Annotated in this window: 18 protein-coding genes; 13 read left to right on the top strand and 5 right to left on the bottom strand. The window is 69.2% G+C overall.

Features of this window, described 5'->3' with window-relative positions; genetic code table 11:
- Positions 1-7 precede the first annotated feature (7 nt).
- On the bottom strand, positions 8-1,087 hold the full coding sequence (locus AB3M34_RS12060; RefSeq protein ID WP_370614147.1) for a DNA polymerase domain-containing protein: 1,080 nt from the start codon (positions 1,085-1,087) through the stop codon (positions 8-10).
- Positions 1,088-1,154: 67 nt separating this feature from the next.
- On the opposite strand from AB3M34_RS12060, the gene AB3M34_RS12055 reads away from it, so the two are divergent.
- From AB3M34_RS12055 to AB3M34_RS11995, 13 genes are all read left to right on the top strand, one after another.
- Positions 1,155-1,967, top strand: coding sequence for a spermidine synthase (locus AB3M34_RS12055; RefSeq protein ID WP_370614146.1), 813 nt, complete (start codon positions 1,155-1,157; stop codon positions 1,965-1,967).
- Positions 1,968-2,084: 117 nt separating this feature from the next.
- The gene (locus tag AB3M34_RS12050) at positions 2,085-2,771 is read left to right on the top strand and encodes a helix-turn-helix transcriptional regulator (protein ID WP_370614145.1); all 687 of its coding nucleotides are present in this window, start codon (positions 2,085-2,087) and stop codon (positions 2,769-2,771) included.
- Entirely contained in the window at positions 2,768-4,240 is a 1,473-nt protein-coding gene (gene sufB / locus AB3M34_RS12045; RefSeq protein WP_370614143.1) for a Fe-S cluster assembly protein SufB, read from the top strand. Before AB3M34_RS12050 ends, sufB begins: the two co-directional genes overlap by 4 nt.
- Positions 4,237-5,445: a Fe-S cluster assembly protein SufD gene (gene sufD, locus AB3M34_RS12040; RefSeq protein ID WP_370614142.1), complete on the top strand. Its 1,209-nt coding sequence runs from the start codon at positions 4,237-4,239 to the stop codon at positions 5,443-5,445. The genes sufB and sufD overlap by 4 nt, the downstream gene beginning before the upstream one ends.
- A gap of 4 nt (positions 5,446-5,449) precedes the next feature.
- On the top strand, positions 5,450-5,776 hold the full coding sequence (locus AB3M34_RS12035) for a non-heme iron oxygenase ferredoxin subunit (RefSeq protein ID WP_370614141.1): 327 nt from the start codon (positions 5,450-5,452) through the stop codon (positions 5,774-5,776).
- Positions 5,777-5,818: 42 nt separating this feature from the next.
- On the top strand, positions 5,819-6,577 hold the full coding sequence (gene sufC / locus AB3M34_RS12030; protein ID WP_370614140.1) for a Fe-S cluster assembly ATPase SufC: 759 nt from the start codon (positions 5,819-5,821) through the stop codon (positions 6,575-6,577).
- Complete coding sequence (locus tag AB3M34_RS12025; RefSeq protein WP_370614138.1) at positions 6,577-7,836, top strand: cysteine desulfurase; 1,260 nt, start codon at positions 6,577-6,579, stop codon at positions 7,834-7,836. Before sufC ends, AB3M34_RS12025 begins: the two co-directional genes overlap by 1 nt.
- A 5-nt stretch (positions 7,837-7,841) precedes the next feature.
- Positions 7,842-8,297, top strand: coding sequence for a Fe-S cluster assembly sulfur transfer protein SufU (gene sufU / locus AB3M34_RS12020; RefSeq protein ID WP_370620004.1), 456 nt, complete (start codon positions 7,842-7,844; stop codon positions 8,295-8,297).
- Positions 8,298-8,359: 62 nt separating this feature from the next.
- Positions 8,360-8,689 (top strand): metal-sulfur cluster assembly factor, encoded by a 330-nt coding sequence (locus AB3M34_RS12015; protein ID WP_370620003.1) that lies wholly within the window; start codon positions 8,360-8,362, stop codon positions 8,687-8,689.
- A gap of 6 nt (positions 8,690-8,695) precedes the next feature.
- The gene (locus AB3M34_RS12010) at positions 8,696-9,256 is read left to right on the top strand and encodes an acVLRF1 family peptidyl-tRNA hydrolase (protein WP_370614137.1); all 561 of its coding nucleotides are present in this window, start codon (positions 8,696-8,698) and stop codon (positions 9,254-9,256) included.
- Positions 9,257-9,367: 111 nt separating this feature from the next.
- Entirely contained in the window at positions 9,368-9,718 is a 351-nt protein-coding gene (locus tag AB3M34_RS12005) for a hypothetical protein (protein ID WP_370614135.1), read from the top strand.
- A 9-nt stretch (positions 9,719-9,727) separates the two neighbouring features.
- A complete protein-coding gene (locus tag AB3M34_RS12000; protein WP_370614133.1) occupies positions 9,728-10,030 on the top strand; it encodes a hypothetical protein in 303 nt (100 codons plus the stop codon).
- Positions 10,031-10,045: 15 nt separating this feature from the next.
- Positions 10,046-10,408 (top strand): hypothetical protein, encoded by a 363-nt coding sequence (locus AB3M34_RS11995; RefSeq protein WP_370614132.1) that lies wholly within the window; start codon positions 10,046-10,048, stop codon positions 10,406-10,408.
- 6 nt (positions 10,409-10,414) lie between these two features.
- Here AB3M34_RS11995 and AB3M34_RS11990 read toward each other — a convergent pair whose 3' ends face one another.
- Genes AB3M34_RS11990 through AB3M34_RS11975 form a run of 4 tightly spaced genes read right to left on the bottom strand, consistent with a single transcriptional unit; the run spans position 10,415 to position 15,609 of the window.
- Positions 10,415-10,954, bottom strand: coding sequence for a hypothetical protein (locus tag AB3M34_RS11990; RefSeq protein ID WP_370614130.1), 540 nt, complete (start codon positions 10,952-10,954; stop codon positions 10,415-10,417).
- Complete coding sequence (locus AB3M34_RS11985) at positions 10,951-12,390, bottom strand: hypothetical protein (protein ID WP_370614129.1); 1,440 nt, start codon at positions 12,388-12,390, stop codon at positions 10,951-10,953. Before AB3M34_RS11985 ends, AB3M34_RS11990 begins: the two co-directional genes overlap by 4 nt.
- Positions 12,391-12,445: 55 nt before the next feature.
- Positions 12,446-13,042, bottom strand: coding sequence for a hypothetical protein (locus AB3M34_RS11980; protein ID WP_370614128.1), 597 nt, complete (start codon positions 13,040-13,042; stop codon positions 12,446-12,448).
- A complete protein-coding gene (locus tag AB3M34_RS11975; RefSeq protein ID WP_370614127.1) occupies positions 13,039-15,609 on the bottom strand; it encodes a hypothetical protein in 2,571 nt (856 codons plus the stop codon). The genes AB3M34_RS11980 and AB3M34_RS11975 overlap by 4 nt, the downstream gene beginning before the upstream one ends.
- Between the last annotated feature and the right edge of the window lie 77 nt (positions 15,610-15,686).

Here is a 15,686-nt window from a genome sequence, read left to right as displayed (position 1 = left end):
GCTCCACTCAGGTCGCGACGCGGTTGCCGTCGTCGTCCCAGTGCTCCGCGACCTTCTTGCTGGGCTGCACCCGCGGTGGCTCGCCCGGTTGCTTCGGGTAGTCGGGCGGCCAGTTCAGCTCTCCCCCCGGCAGCGATTCCCACAGGCTGAGCAGAGGGTCGAGCGAGTACGCAGTGGAGTCGATGTCCGCCCAGGGGTCGCCGTCGGCGAGATAGTCCGGGACAGTCGTCAGATTGAAGTCTCGTGGGTCCTTGACCGCAGAGAGCGCCGCCCACGACATGGGGGTGCTGACAGGCGCTCCGGGGCGTGCGCGCAGACTCCACGCGCTCGCGATCGTCCGGTCGCGCAGGTTCTGGTTGTAGTCCAGGAAGAGCCGAGAGCCTCGCTCCTCCTTCCACCACGCGGTGGTGACGCCACCGTCGCGACGCTCCAGCTCGCGCCCCAGGCCGATGGCCGCGTGACGCACGTCGTCGAAGGTCCACGTCGGCTGGATGCGTACGTAGATGTGGATGCCCCGGTTGCCGCTGGTCTTCGGATAGCCGCGCAGCCCGAGCTCCTCGAGCAGCTCTCTGGCAACCTCCGCGACGCGCTGCGCGTCGGCGAACGAGGTCCCTTCCTGCGGATCGAGGTCGATCCTCAGCTCGTCGGGATGATCGACGTCGGGTCGCCGAACCGGCCACGGATGGAAGGTGAGAGCGCCCATCTGGGCGGCCCACACCAGCGACGCCGCTTCGGTGGGACAGAGCTCGTCCGCTGTCCGTCCGCTAGGGAACGTGATCTTGACCGTCTCGACGAAGTCGGGCGCTCCCTTGGGCAGCCGCTTCTGATAGAAGCCGTCGGCACCGCGGTCCTGCGGACCGGTCGCCAGCCGCATCCCCTCACGCCAGCCGTCCGGCCATCGCTCCATCGCCGTCGGGCGTTCTGCGACCGAGGAGAGCAGCACCTCGCCGACGGTCGCGAAGTACTCGCAGACCTGGAGCTTGGTGATCGCCGGAGTCCGCTCGGTCGCCTCGTACACGATCCGGTCAGGGCTGGAGACGCGCACGGCACGGCCGCCGGCCTCCACCTCGGTCGCTGCTGCAGGCATGGGACCAACGTAGGGCCTGTCGGGGACACGACGCGCGCCCGTTCCCGGCGACCCGTAGTCTCGCGCCGTGGAACGTCAGGTCGATCTCGTCCCCGAGCCCGGACGCGCCGACGCCTTCACGCTCCGCGTCGGTGGGGCGGAGCAGTCCCACGTGGACCTCGCAGACCCCGCGCGCCTGGTGTTCGAGTACGTCCAGCGCATCGGCGACACGCTGGACCTCCTCCGCCCTCCGCCCGACCGGCTCTCCGTCGTGCACGTCGGAGGAGCCGGCCTGACGGTCGCGCGGTACGTCGCCGCGACCCGACCACGATCGGCGCAGGTCGTCCTCGAGCCCGACGCCGAGCTCACCGCGTACGTCCGTGAGCATCTTCCGTTGCCGGCCCGCAGCGGGATCAAGGTGAGGGCCGCGGACGGCCGCAGCGGCCTGGCTGCGATGCGCGACGACTACGCCGACGCCGTGGTCCTCGACGCGTTCGACGGCCCGATCGTCCCAGCGGACCTGACGACCGCCGAGGCGTTCGCGGACGTCGCGCGCGTCCTGCGTCCCGACGGCGTCCTGCTCGCGAACCTCGCCGACCAGGCCCCGTTCCCGTACCTGCGCCGAGCAGTCGCTGCAGCCCGTACGGCGTTCGCCGAGGTCGTCGTCAGCGCCGAGCCCGCCACGCTGCGGGGGCGGCGGCACGGCAACGTGCTGCTCGTCGCGAGCCGCACACCCTTGCCTGTCGAGGATCTGCGGCGCCGTGCAGCCTCGTCAGCCTTCCCGTACCGCGTCGTCGGCGGTGCCGACCTGCTGAGCGTCGTGGGAGGGGGCGCCCCGTTCACCGACGAGGACTCTGCGCCGTCTCCGGCACCGCCCGGCGGCGCGACGTACTTCGGATGACGGCCCCGCTGGTCGAGGCGCGAAGCGATCGAGACCAAGGCGTCCGGCAGGGGTGACCCGCGCCACTAAGGACAACCTTCGTTGAACGGGCCCGACCAATAAAGGCACACTGATGTTGTGAAAAACAATCGGGTCCTTCCTGACGAGTCGTCGACTCGTCAGCGCGTGGTGCGCAGCATCATGCTCGAGGGCCCGTCCACGGCGGCCCAGCTCGCGGAACGCCTCGACCTGACTCCGGCCGCCGTACGCCGCCATCTCGATGCTCTCTCCGAGGAGGGCCTCGTCGAGGTGGCTACCGAGCGGACCCGCGGGCAGCGCCGCGGCAGGGGGCGCCCCGCCAAGGCGTTCGCCCTCGCCGATGCTGGCCGCGAGGCGTTCGAGCAGGACTACGACGACCTGGCGGTGGGCGCGATGCGCTTCCTGTCGGAGACCGTCGGCGAGGAGGCCGTGATGGCCTTCGCGCGGCGCCGTGCCGCCGAGCTGGAGCGCCGATACCTGCCCGTCATCGAGGTCCCGTCCGAGCAGCGCGCCGACGCCCTCGCCGACGCCCTCGCCGAGGACGGGTTCGCCGCGAGCACGCGTCAGGCGCCGGGCGGCACCCAGCTGTGCCAGCACCACTGCCCGGTCGCGCACGTCGCGGCCGAGTTCCCCGAGCTCTGCGAAGCAGAAACAGAAGCGTTCGCCCGGATGTTGGGACATCACGTGCAGCGCCTCGCCACCATCGCCCACGGCGACGGCGTGTGCACCACGTACGTGCCCGACACCCCGGCACCCCTCACGACCGACGAGAGGACCACCCGATGACCACCACTCCGGACACCGGCACTGCACCGAATGCGGCTGGCAGCGCTGTCCCGAACGCCATCGAGCAGGCAAACCCGGAGCTCGAGGGCCTCGGCCGCTACGACTTCGGCTGGGCCGACCCGGACATCGCCGGAGCGAGCGCCAAGCGCGGTCTCAACGAGGACGTCGTCCGCGACATCTCGGGTCGCAAGAGCGAGCCCGACTGGATGCTCGACCTGCGCATGAAGGGTCTCAAGCTCTTCGGTCGCAAGCCGATGCCGTCGTGGGGCGCCGACCTCTCGGGCATCGACTTCGACAACATCAAGTACTTCGTCCGCTCCACCGAGAAGCAGGCGACCTCCTGGGAGGAGCTCCCGGAGGACATCAAGAACACGTACGACCGGCTCGGCATCCCGGAGGCTGAGAAGCAGCGCCTCGTCGCCGGTGTCGCCGCCCAGTACGAGTCCGAGGTCGTCTACCACCAGATCCGTGAGGACCTGGAGGAGCAGGGCGTCATCTTCCTCGACACCGACACGGCGCTCAAGGAGCACCCGGAGCTGTTCAAGGAGTACTTCGCGACCGTCATCCCGGTCGGCGACAACAAGTTCTCCGCGCTCAACTCGGCCGTCTGGTCGGGCGGGTCGTTCATCTACGTGCCCAAGGGCGTCCACGTGGACATCCCGCTGCAGGCCTACTTCCGGATCAACACCGAGAACATGGGCCAGTTCGAGCGGACGCTGATCATCGTCGACGAGGACGCGTACGTCCACTACGTCGAGGGCTGCACCGCGCCGATCTACAAGACCGACTCGCTGCACTCCGCGGTCGTCGAGATCGTCGTGAAGAAGGGCGGCCGCTGCCGCTACACGACCATCCAGAACTGGTCCAACAACGTCTACAACCTGGTCACCAAGCGCGCCACCTGCGAGGAGGGCGCGCAGATGGAGTGGGTCGACGGCAACATCGGCTCCAAGGTGACCATGAAGTACCCGGCGATCTACCTGCTCGGCGAGCACGCCCGCGGCGAGACCTTGTCGCTCGCGTTCGCCGGCGGGGGCCAGCACCAGGACTCCGGCGCCAAGATGGTCCACGCCGCGCCGCACACCTCGAGCTCGATCATCTCCAAGTCGGTCGCGCGCGGCGGTGGTCGTGCCTCGTACCGTGGCCTGCTCCAGGTCCAGGAGGGTGCTGAGCACTCCGCCAGCACGGTCAAGTGCGACGCGCTGCTCGTCGACGACATCAGCCGCTCCGACACGTACCCGTACGTCGACGTCCGCGAGGACGACGTGTCGCTCGGCCACGAGGCGACCGTCTCGAAGGTCAGCGACGACCAGCTCTTCTACCTGATGAGCCGCGGGATGGAGGAGGACGAGGCGATGGCGATGATCGTCCGTGGCTTCGTCGAGCCCATCGCGCGCGAGCTGCCGATGGAGTACGCGCTCGAGCTCAACCGCCTGATCGAACTGCAGATGGAAGGTGCCGTCGGGTGACTGCCCCCACCACTACCAACACCCCCTCTTCCGGTCCGCTCGCCGGCCCGGTCGAGACCCGTGTCGTCAGCCACCTCCACCCGGAGGGGTCGTTCGACCCGGCAGACCACGAGGTGCCGAAGGGCCTCGAGGAGATCTGGCGCTTCACCCCGCTGAAGCGTCTGCGTGACCTGCACAAGGACGCGCCGCTGGACGGTCACGACTACGAGGTCGACCTCGACGTCGCGCCCGAGGTCCAGGCCGGCTCGGTCGACATCGACGACCCGGCCCGCGGCACGTCGACGTACGTGCCGGTCGACCGCATCTCGGCCCGCGCCTGGGAGGCGTCGGACCGGCTCTTCAAGATCACCGTGCCCGCCGAGGCCGTCGCCTCGCAGCCCACCTGGGTGCGCTTCCGCGGCAACGGGGTCGAGAAGGCCGGTGCCGGTCACGTCGTGATCACGGCCGAGCCGTTCTCCAAGGCCACGGTCGTCATCGACTACGTCGGGTCCGCGACCTGGGCCGAGAACGTCGAGATCGTCCTCGGCGACGGCGCGCAGCTCACCGTGGTCGCCGTCCAGGACTGGGACGATGACACCGTCCACGTCTCGCACCACCACGCGCACGTCGGTCGCGACGCGAGCCTCAAGCACGTGCTCGTGAGCTTCGGTGGCGACGTCGTCCGCATCAACGCCTCGGTCGAGTACGCCGGCACCGGCGGCGACGTCGAGATGCTCGGTCTCTACTTCGCGGACGCCGGGCAGCACCTCGAGCACCGCCTGTTCGTCGACCACAACAACCCCAAGGGGCGCAGCAAGGTCGAGTACAAGGGCGCGCTGCAGGGCAAGGACGCCCACACCGTGTGGATCGGCGACGTGCTGATCCGCAAGGAGGGCGTCGGCATCGACACGTACGAGAGCAACGACAACCTCGTCCTCACCGACGGGGCACGTGCCGACTCGGTGCCCAACCTGGAGATCGAGACCGGCGAGATCGAGGGCGCGGGCCACGCGTCGACGACCGGCCGGTTCGACGACCAGCACCTGTTCTACCTGCAGAGCCGGGGCATCCCGGAGATCGAGGCACGCCGCCTCGTCGTCCACGGGTTCTTCAACGACGTCATCCGCCGCACCGGGGTCCCCGAGATCCAGGCGCGTCTGCTGGAGACCGTCGAGGCCGAGCTGGCCAAGCACGTCGGCGTCGCTGACGTGGTGGCGGAGGCCTGAGCCGATGAGCGGATTCGCGTACGCGGCGGACTTCGCCGACGTCCCGGACGGGGGAGTGCTCGCTGTCGAGGTCGAAGGCCTCGAGGTCGCCCTGGTCCGTTCCGGTGACGAGGTGTTCGCCGTACGCGACGAGTGCTCGCACGCGGCGGTCCCGCTGTCCGAGGGCGAGGTCGAGGACTGCACCCTCGAGTGCTGGCTCCACGGCTCGCGCTTCGACGCCCGGACCGGCGAGGTGCTCAACCTCCCCGCGACCGAACCCGTCCCTGTCTATCCCTGCAAGGTCACGGAGGACGCGACCGTCCTCGTCGACGTGACAAGCCCCAGCATCTGACCTCCAGAAGTCGTACCTTCTAAGTAGCAACGGAGTTACCACATGTCCACTCTCGAGATTCGCGACCTCCACGTCTCGGTCGCCACCGAGGACGGCCCGAAGGAGATCCTCAAGGGCGTCGACCTCACGGTGAAGTCGGGCGAGACGCACGCCATCATGGGCCCGAACGGCTCCGGCAAGTCGACCCTCGCGTACTCGATCGCCGGCCACCCGAAGTACGCCGTCACCTCCGGCACGGTCACCCTCGACGGCATCGACGTTCTCGAGATGTCGGTCGACGAGCGTGCTCGCGCGGGGATGTTCCTCGCCATGCAGTACCCGGTCGAGATCCCGGGCGTGTCGGTCGCCAACTTCCTGCGTGCCGCCAAGACGGCCATCGACGGGGAGGCGCCGCCCCTGCGCACCTGGGTCAAGGACGTCAACGGCGCGCTCGACCGCCTGACGCTCGACAAGACGTTCGCCCAGCGCTCGGTCAACGAGGGCTTCTCCGGTGGCGAGAAGAAGCGCCACGAGATCGCCCAGCTCGAGCTGCTCAACCCGAAGTTCGCGGTGCTCGACGAGACCGACTCCGGTCTCGACATCGACGCGCTGCGGATCGTCTCCGAGGGCGTCAACCGCTTCTCGGACCAGGGTGACCGAGGCGTCCTGCTGATCACGCACTACACGCGCATCCTCCGCTACATCAAGCCGGACTTCGTGCACGTGTTCGTCAACGGCCGTGTTGCCGAGGTCGGCGGCGCGGAGCTCGCCGAGGAGCTCGAGGCCAACGGCTACGACAAGTACACCAAGGCCGCCGTCTGATGAGCACCGCCGGCGGGTACGACGTCGAGAAGGTTCGGGAGGACTTCCCGATCCTCGGTCGCACCATGGCCGGGGGACGTCCGCTCGTCTATCTCGACAGCGCCAACACGTCGCAGAAGCCGACCGCGGTCGTCGACGCGATGGCTGAGCACTACCTGCAGCACAACGCCAACGTCGCACGTGCCATGCACCAGCTCGGCGCCGAGGCGACGGCGGCGTTCGAGGGGGCGCGCGACACGATCGCGACCTTCGTGAACGCGCCGTCGCGCGACGAGATCGTGTTCACCAAGAATGCGTCCGAGGCGCTGAACCTGGTCGCCAACACCTTCCGCAACGCCGAGGGCGACCTGGCGATCCGCCCCGGCGACGAGATCGTGACGACCGAGCTCGAGCACCACTCCAACATCGTCCCGTGGCAGCTGCTGGCGCAGCGCACGGGCGCGACGCTGCGGTGGTTCGGCCTGACCGACGAGGGCCGCCTCGACCTGTCGGCGATCGACGAGCTCATCAACGAGCGGACCCGGATCGTCACCGTCGCGTGGGTCTCCAACATGCTCGGCACGATCAACCCGCTCGACGTGATCATCGCCCGGGCCCACGCCGTCGGCGCGATCGTCGTCGTCGACGCCTCGCAGGCCGTCCCGCAGCTGCCGGTCGACCTGACCGCCCTCGGCGGCGATGTCGTGGTTTTCACCGGTCACAAGATGGTCGGTCCCACCGGCATCGGCGTGCTCTGGGGACGCCGGTCGCTGCTCGAGGAGCTGCCCCCGTTCCTCGGTGGCGGCGAGATGATCGAGACCGTCACGATGGAGCGCTCGACGTACGCACCGCCGCCGGCGAAGTTCGAGGCCGGCACGCCGCCGATCGTTCAGGCCATCGGCCTGGGCGCCGCCGCCGACTACCTCACCGCGCTCGGCATGGACGACGTCGCCGCGCACGAGCAGGAGATCACGGCGTACGCCTTGAAGCGGATGGGTGAGGTCGACGGACTCACGATCGTCGGCCCGTCGGAGATGATCGACCGCGGGGGAGCGGTGAGCTTCACCCTCGACGGGGTGCACCCGCACGACATCTCGCAGCTGCTCGACTCGTACGGCATCGCCGTCCGCGCCGGTCACCACTGCGCGCGTCCGGCGCACCAGCGGTTCGGGGTGCAGGCGACGACGCGGGCGTCGTTCTACCTCTACACGACGCACGCCGAGATCGATGCGCTCGTCGAGGGAATCGTGAACACCCAGAAGTACTTCAAGGTGGTGTGACGAGCATGAACGTGGACGCGCTTTACCAGGAGATCATCCTGGACCACTACAAGCACCCGCACGGCAGCGGGCTCCGCGACCCGTACGAGGCCGAGGTCCACCACGTGAACCCGACCTGCGGTGACGAGATCACCCTCCGGGTCCACGTGGACGGTGAGACCGTCTCGGACGTCTCGTACGACGCCGAGGGCTGCTCGATCAGCCAGGCCGCGGCGTCGGTCCTCAACGATCTCGTCGTGGGCAAGACCGTCGTCGAGGGCTTCGTGCTCCTCGACGAGTTCCAGGCCCTGATGCAGGGTCGTGGGCAGGTCGAGCCCGACGAGGACGTGCTCGAGGACGCGATCGCGTTCGCCGGAGTGGCACAGTTCCCCGCCCGCGTGAAGTGCGCGCTGCTGCCCTGGATGGCATGGAAGGACGCCACGGCCCAGGCCGTGGCGCACGAGACCGAGGAGGGTCGATGAGCGACACGCAGAGCCAGACCACGCAGAGCCAGACCGCTGGTGACGATCTGCCCGAGGTCGACCTGACCCCGGTCGGGAAGAGCGTCACCACTCCTGAGGACGTGAACGAGGCGATGAAGGACGTCGTCGATCCCGAGCTCGGCATCAACGTCGTCGATCTCGGCCTCGTGTACGACGTGGCGGTCGACCCGGCCAACAACGCCACGATCGACATGACTCTGACGTCGGCGGCGTGCCCGCTGACCGACGTGATCGAGGACCAGACGCGCCAGGCGCTCGAGGGCATCGTCAACGACTTCCGCATCAACTGGGTCTGGATGCCGCCGTGGGGTCCGGACAAGATCACCGAGGACGGTCGCGAGATGCTGCGCGCCCTCGGCTTCAACGTCTGACCCCCGTTGACGGAGCACCGTTCCGTCCTCGTGCCGTACGACCGGCTTCCCGGCTGGGTGGAGCGTTTCTCCGCCCGGCACGGGGAGCCGGTCGTCGTGCGTGACGGGTCGCGCCTCACCTTGACGTCGCCCGACGGCGCCGAAGCGTCGTACGCCGAGGCGCCACCGCCGAGCGACTTCGGGGTCGTGCTGGTGCGCCGGGGCGGCTACGCGGTCGGGTTCGTGACGGACGGCGCGCTGGTCGCTCACAAGGCCGGGACCCGCTACGTGCAGGGGCAGACCAAGGCCGGCGGCTGGAGCCAGCAGCGGTACGCCCGGCGGCGAGCCAACCAGGCGGACGCTCTCGTCGGTGCGTGCGCCGACGTCGTACGCCGGCTCGTCCCCGAGGGGGCCCTCGTCTTCGGCGGGGGAGACCGGCCGCTGTTCACCGCGGTCCTGGAGCACTCCCGTACGCCGCTGCTGCCGGCGCAGCGCTGGCTCGACGTCGGCGACCCCAAGCACGTCGCGCTCCAGAAGGCGGTCGTCGACGCCCGGGCGTACGAGGTCACCCTGAACGCTCTCGCCTGACGTCGTCACCCTCGCCCGGGCCTGTGGACGACCGGCTCGGCGGTGGCCGGAATCCCGTTAGCGTGACGGGCGTCGGACGAACGGCCGTAGGACGGCCAGGACGGAGCGAGCATGAGCACGACGATCAATCTCGACGAGGTCGGGCGGCTGACCCGGTCGGGGCGCGGATACCAGGCCACGGCGGAGGACAACGTCGCCACGGCACGCGACAACCTCGGCCGGATGGAAGGCGCTGAGACGGGCTTCAAGGGGGCCGCAGGGTCGGCCTTTCAGTCGGTGGCGCGGACGACTGCCGGCAACCACGGGCAGATCGCGCGTCAGATCGCCGAGCAGGCACGCCGGGCCGTGGAGGCTGAGCGGCTCGCTATCGGCGGCGACGACCAGGCCACCGAGGCGCAGGGTGCGTCCCGCTCGGCGGCAGAGGCGTTGACGTCCGTCGTGTCGCGACCGGTGAACGGCTGAGGGGCGGCCATGACGTACCAGCTGCGCGCCGACCTCGGTGTGATCGACCAGGCCGGGGCCGATCTCACACGGTACGCCGGGTCGCTCGAGGACTATCGCGAGTCACTGCGGGCGGAGGCGCAGAAGGCGCTGGCCACCTTCGGCGGTGGCGTCGGCAGCGAGGAGCACGCGTCGGCCATGCGGGTCGTCGACAGGCTGGTCGACGAGCACGTCGCGGTCGTGACCCGGCAGGCGTCGGGTGCCGCCGACGCGGGAGAGACGTTCCGGGCTGCCGGGTCGAGGATGCGCCGGGTCCTCGGCTCCGGCGGCTGACGGGGGACGACGGTGGTGTCAACGGCCACCTGGGAGATGCGCCCGGACGACCTGGCGGACGACGGACTCCACGTCGTGCGGACGGCGCCGGAGGCGGCTTCGGCTGGCGACCGGTTCTTGGCTGCGGTCACCGACGGAGGCGATGCGGTCCATCACCGGGTGCTGGCGGCCGCACTCGACCGCTATCACGGCACGCTCGTCCCGCTCACCGCGGCGCTCTCGGACTCCGCGACGGCGGGCGGCACGCGGCTGACCGCTGCCGCGGGGACAGGCACGGACGCCGATCGTGAGGCGCTGCGCGAGCTCGGTCCTACGGCCTCAGCAGCAGACCATGTCCGAGACAGGCTTCGCCGCGCCATCAACGTGCCGCGGCGCTGAGGCGGCTCAGCCCTGCGTCGCGTCCGGCGAGCACACGGTGACGAAGGAGCTGCCGTTCTCGGCGTCGACGTCGGCGCGATCCTTCCAGCCGAGATCGTCGAAGAGGAAGGTCGATCCAGGGTGCTCCGGCGAGCCGGCGACCACGTCGTCGACATCGACGACCGATCCCCAGGCGGGCTCCGCGGCGTCGATGACGAGGTTGACGGTGTCTGCGTCGCGCCAGTCGTACCCGGCCGGTAGTGCTTCCACCACCGTGAGCGCGGGGTCCGGGGCTGCGAGGTCGAGGTGCTCGACGGTGACGCCCGGCGCTGCGGCAGTGAGCACGAGCCGGGCGCGGTCGTTGCCGGGGCCTGCGAAGGTGAGTGCTACGCGGGTCACGCCCTGGCACGGCGTGCCGGTCCAGATCCGGAGCGCTCCGCCGTCATCGCGGTAGCCCGCTCCCGAGGGCAGCGGCGGGGCGAACTGTGCGTCGCCGTCGTCACAGCCGGACAGCAGGAGGAGCGCCGCAACGGCGGCCGTACACGCCGCGGAGGCGCGACGAATCACCGGTAGCCGCCGTCCTTGAGCCCGGCGTCCTCCTCCGTGTGATTGCCGCCGGTGGCCTGCTCCCACAGGTACGAGCTGAGGAAGCCTGCATAGCCCTCGTCGGCCCACTGCTGCGAGTGACGTTCCTCGTGGTGCAGCAGGCGGTCCATGTCGAGCTGCCCCTGGTAGACGTTGCCGTCGTCGTCGACGTAGGTCGCGCGACCAGACTCGACCGCGTCGCGGAGGACCTGTGCGGGGTCGTCGACGTCGTCGATGTTGAGCATGAAGATGTCGCCCCAGGTCGTCCCGCCCTTCTGGCTGTAGATGTCCTGGAGCCAGTTGCCGCCGAGCCCCATCACCATGCCGTTGGGCGTCGTGACCACGCGACCGTCGTTGCTGTGCACGAAGTCGATGTCCTGGTCGTAGCTCCAGTCGTTGTCGCCCTGGCGGTCGATGATGCGCTGGATCTCGTCGGCGGAGTAGGGCGTCTCCGGGAAGTCGTTGTCAGGGCTTGCGGACCCGTAGTCGGTCCCGGCGTTGAGGATGTAGGTCATCAGGGTGGCGAGGCGGGCGTCGTCGCTGCTGATGTCCTCCGGCAGGAGGAAGAACGACTTCTCGTCCGGATCCTTGATGCGCTCGAGGTCGTCGAGGACCTCGAAGTCGTCGGGTCGGATCTCGTGCTTGTCGGCGATCTCGACGATCGTCTCGACATCGACACCACGGCGGGCCGCGTTCTCGAGCCACTCGCGGTAGTAGCCGTCCGGCGAGGGACCGGTGAGCAGGCCCTCGTCACGCAGCGTGAGCTCCATGATCGAGACCGCGACCACAGGGTTGTCCTTGAGGTACTGGCGACGCTGGTCCGCGGTCATGGCCGCGAGGTCGTACGGCATGACGCGGAGCGGGACGCGGGTCAGGTCGACGAGGTTGGAGTACATCCCGGCAGCGATCGAGGGGAGTGCGCCCGCGGCGTACAGGGCCTTGATGTGATCAGGGTCGAGCGGGTCGGACAGCTGCTGCTTCGCCGTACGTGCTGCGCTCTCGAGCGCCTGGACTGCGTAGGCGTGCTGGTAGGCGAGCGCCGACTTCTTGGCCTGCTGGTCCTCCTTGGTCGGCTCGGCCCGGATCTGGCCGTTCAGGCTGTCGATCGTCTCGTTGAACGTCTGGACGGCGGTCGCGAAGAGCCGGATGGCACCCGCCGCGACGACGATGCCCTGCACGAGCGCGCGAGCCTTGTTCTTGGTGGCGGTGTCCGCTCCGCTCATGGCGTCGGCGAGCACCCCGGCCACGCCGTCCTTGGCCGTGTTGTGCTGGCTGGTGAGGTCGGCGTTGAAGTTCTCGACGTCACCGGCGGGTGCGAGGACCGCATCGGCCTGGTCGTTCAACGTGCTCGGCGCGACGTCGTGCCGAAGGAATCCGTCGATCAGCAGCGACGAGCCGCCTCCGTCGTCTGGACGCATCCCGATCCAGCCTTTCCTGTTGTCCGGTGGGACCGACCCTAGCGGGCGAAGGGGCTCACTGGTGGGCCTCGTCGTACGCCTCGACGTTGGTCTGGACATCCTGGACGAGGGTGACCGCGGTGTCGGTGAGATCACCCCGCTGCGCCGGGTCGGCGGCGCCGCCTTCGGGCAGGTAGTCGAGGTTGATCAGGCGTGCGCCGCCGTCGGGCCAGGCGAGGACCGTGAGCCGGTCGTCGGTCCAGCAGACGCTGCCGTTCCAGCTCTCCAGCGCCGCTGGCCGCTCACAGTCGGTGGAAGGCTCCGTCGAACGGTCTCGAGGCTGCGTCGTCGGATCATCGGTGACCTCGACGCGGACGACGGTCGCGTCGCTGCGGTCGTCGACGACGTCGCACTCCTGAGCACGCTGAGCGCGCTCGTCAGCCGGGCCGATGCCGTCGCCGAGGGTGTCGAGTTCGTCGTGCCCGACGACGGACTCGATCACGTCAGGCGTGAAGAATCCGCAGACCTTGCCGTCGACCAGGTCGGGCGTCGCCTGGGCGTCCGGATCGTCCTCGGTGTTGCAGCCCGTGAGGGCCACGGCGCCGACGACGGTCAGTGCAAGGCCGCCGACCAGGCGCCCGAGCGCACCGCGGTCGTGAAGCGTACGCATCATCCGCCCTTGTTCATCTCGGTGTCGAACGCCGATGTCAAGGTCTGCGTGAGGTCGGACAGGATCGCCTCCGGTTCGGAGTCCTGCCAGTCGTTCCATGCAGTGCGCTGCTCCTGGGTCCAGTCTTCGTCCGGCGCACGGTTGAAGAACAGGTCGGGGTCGAACACGCGACGCTGACCGTCGGTCCCGGGAACCACCTGAGTGATCTCGTCCGAAACTCCGGCGTAGGTCTCGTCTGGGCGCTCAGGGTTGCTCTGCTCGCCGAGCAGACCCTGCTGGAGCATCTCGTTGGCGAGGGCGTACCGGAGGGAGTCGTTGAGGTTCGTCCGGGAGTCCTGGACGTAGGCGTCGGCATTCGACGGCGGTGCTTCGGAGATCGCCGTCTGCATCCGACTGATGGCCTCGCCCTTGGCGAAGTCGAACGTCGTCTTGAGCGCCTCGTTGGCGGTCTCGCCGAGCACTCCGCCGGCTCCGGGGAGGAAGCTGGTGCCGAACTCGAACGCCTTGGAGACGTAGGCGCGGCGCACCTCGTCGGTCATCTCCTCGTCCCGCTGCACCGTGACCGACGCGTCGACGAGCTCGCCGAGCACGCCGCCCACATCGGGGAGGTCCAGCGTGGGGGCGCCGGGGTCCCGGTCGAGGTCGAAGAGGGACGGGTCGACCTTGCCGTCCTTCCATCCGTTGACGAGATCGCCGACCTCGTGGTTGATGCCCGCGTTGGCCACGCCGGCCAGCAGTGTCTCCACGCCGGTCTTGTCGGTGGTGTGACCGACCTCGCCGACGACGAGCTTCCACTGCTCCTCGGTGAGGTTCAGGCGGGTCGCTCCGTCCTCCTCGACACGGTCGGAGACGGTGAAGTAGATGTCGTCGGCGTAGCCGGCCCCGATCGCGCCGAGGCTGTCGGTCATGCCGGTCCAGACGTGCCAGCTCCCGTCGGCGTCACCGTCGGGCTTGCCGCCGGCCTTGTCGGTGCCCAGGTTGTCCATGTCCTCGGTGCCGCTGTTCTTGGCGATGAGGGTGAACAGGTCCTCCGCGAGCGCATCGGCCTTGTCGGAGCTCCAGGTGCCGTTCTTGCCGTCCTCGCCGCCGATCGTGGCCGCCTGGAGCGCCTCGCCGAGGCCGTCTCCCTCGTCGCTCTCCACACTGTCGGAGAAGGTGCGCTTCAGCATGAGGTAGTCGAGGCGATCGGCCTCCTCCTGGCTGTCGCCCTCCGTGAAGAACTGCTGGGCGCCCTCGGGGGAGCTGCCCATCGCACCCAGGAGGTTCGCGAGGCCGTCAGTGGCGAGACCGCCCTTGAAGGAGTACTGGGTCTCGTCCTCGTAGCCGTTGTTGACGGTCCACTCGTCGATCGTGACGCGGTCAGGATCGCGGATCCACTGCCCGTTGGCCTGGGCGAGCGGCCCCCACACGGATCCGTCCTGGTTGCGCTCCCAGTCGAGCACCTGGTTGGTCAGACCGGAGATGAAGTCGGGGTCGTACTCGCCGCCCGCCTCGCCGCCCTCACGCAGCAGGAGGGTGAGTGCCGCAGCGTTCGTGGGGTGCTCGTCGTCGGTGATCGCGCGGAACCAGTCGTCGGCGAGCTCGGCCGGGTCGGGCGCCGTCTTGCTGTAGGTCGCGAGCGTGACGCCGGCGGCGTTCATGAAGTCGTCGTAGAGCTTCAGCGCATCTTTTGCGCTGCCGGGGAAGACGTCGCCGTCGCGGTCGTCGCCGACCCCGAAGAGGTCCCAGTTGATGTGCGCGATCGCGTCGGACATCTCGTCGGGCGTGACGGTCGTGTAGAGCCGCTCGGCGAAATCGGGGTCGTTCTTGAGGTACGAGAGGGCATCGACGGTCGCGCGGTCGATCTCCTTGTCCTTGATGGCCTGAGCCACGTCCTCCGCGACCAAGGCCTTCACCGCGGGGCTGAAGAGCGCGATCAGGGCGACGTCGAGAGTGGCCGCGTTCAGCTTGATGTAGTCGGCCTGCTCGCGGTCCGTCATGTTGGCGAGGTCGACCGGGAGCGCCGTGAGCGGGACCGCCGTCAGGTCGGTGACGTTGCTGAACATCGCGGGAGCGAAGGAGGGAAGGGCGCCGGCGGCGTACAGGGCCTTGACGTGCTCCGGGTCGAGCGGATCGGAAAGCTGGCCCTTGGCGGTGCGTGCGGCGGACTGGAGGGTGTCGACGGCGCCGGCGTGCTGCCCCGACAGCGCTGACCTCTTCTCGATCTGCTCCTCGCGGGTCGGCTCGGACCGGATCTGGCTGTTGAGCCCGTCGATCGTGCTGTTGAACGTCTCCACCGCGGTGCCGAAGTGTCGGATCGCACCCGCGCCGACCGTGATGCCCTGGACCAGGGAGCGGGCCTGGTTCTTGGTCGGTGTGTCGGCGCCCTCCATCGCAGCGGAGATCACGCCGGCGACACCGTCGCGGGCCGTGTTGTGCCGAGTCGTGAGATCGGCGTTGAAGTTCTCGACGTCACCAGCCGGAGCCCCGACCGCATCGGCCTGGGCCGAGATCGTGCCTGGCGAGACGTCATGCCTCAAGAAGCCGTCGATCAGCAGGCTGGACCCGCCGCCACCATCCGGTCGCACCATCCCGAGCTGTCCTCACGTGTGGGAACCAAGGTCGGTGCCGACTGTACCGAGAGGTGGGGCCAGTGTGAATCCGGGTG

Source organism: Mumia sp. Pv4-285, assembly GCF_041320275.1.
In the GTDB taxonomy this organism is placed as follows: domain Bacteria; phylum Actinomycetota; class Actinomycetes; order Propionibacteriales; family Nocardioidaceae; genus Mumia; species Mumia qirimensis.
This window is presented reverse-complemented; position numbering and strand designations above follow the sequence as displayed.

What these genes read in the sequence shown, in the direction of transcription:
- sufB (WP_370614143.1), top strand. Translation starts at nt 2,768, where the DNA reads ATGACCACCACTCCGGACACCGGCACTGCACCGAATGCGGCTGGCAGC.
- AB3M34_RS12025 (WP_370614138.1), top strand. Translation starts at nt 6,577, where the DNA reads ATGAGCACCGCCGGCGGGTACGACGTCGAGAAGGTTCGGGAGGACTTC.
- AB3M34_RS12035 (WP_370614141.1), top strand. Translation starts at nt 5,450, where the DNA reads ATGAGCGGATTCGCGTACGCGGCGGACTTCGCCGACGTCCCGGACGGG.
- sufC (WP_370614140.1), top strand. Translation starts at nt 5,819, where the DNA reads ATGTCCACTCTCGAGATTCGCGACCTCCACGTCTCGGTCGCCACCGAG.
- AB3M34_RS12005 (WP_370614135.1), top strand. Translation starts at nt 9,368, where the DNA reads ATGAGCACGACGATCAATCTCGACGAGGTCGGGCGGCTGACCCGGTCG.
- AB3M34_RS11985 (WP_370614129.1), bottom strand. Translation starts at nt 12,390, where the DNA reads ATGCGTCCAGACGACGGAGGCGGCTCGTCGCTGCTGATCGACGGATTC.
- AB3M34_RS11975 (WP_370614127.1), bottom strand. Translation starts at nt 15,609, where the DNA reads ATGGTGCGACCGGATGGTGGCGGCGGGTCCAGCCTGCTGATCGACGGC.
- AB3M34_RS12000 (WP_370614133.1), top strand. Translation starts at nt 9,728, where the DNA reads ATGACGTACCAGCTGCGCGCCGACCTCGGTGTGATCGACCAGGCCGGG.
- AB3M34_RS11980 (WP_370614128.1), bottom strand. Translation starts at nt 13,042, where the DNA reads ATGATGCGTACGCTTCACGACCGCGGTGCGCTCGGGCGCCTGGTCGGC.
- AB3M34_RS12060 (WP_370614147.1), bottom strand. Translation starts at nt 1,087, where the DNA reads ATGCCTGCAGCAGCGACCGAGGTGGAGGCCGGCGGCCGTGCCGTGCGC.
- sufU (WP_370620004.1), top strand. Translation starts at nt 7,842, where the DNA reads ATGAACGTGGACGCGCTTTACCAGGAGATCATCCTGGACCACTACAAG.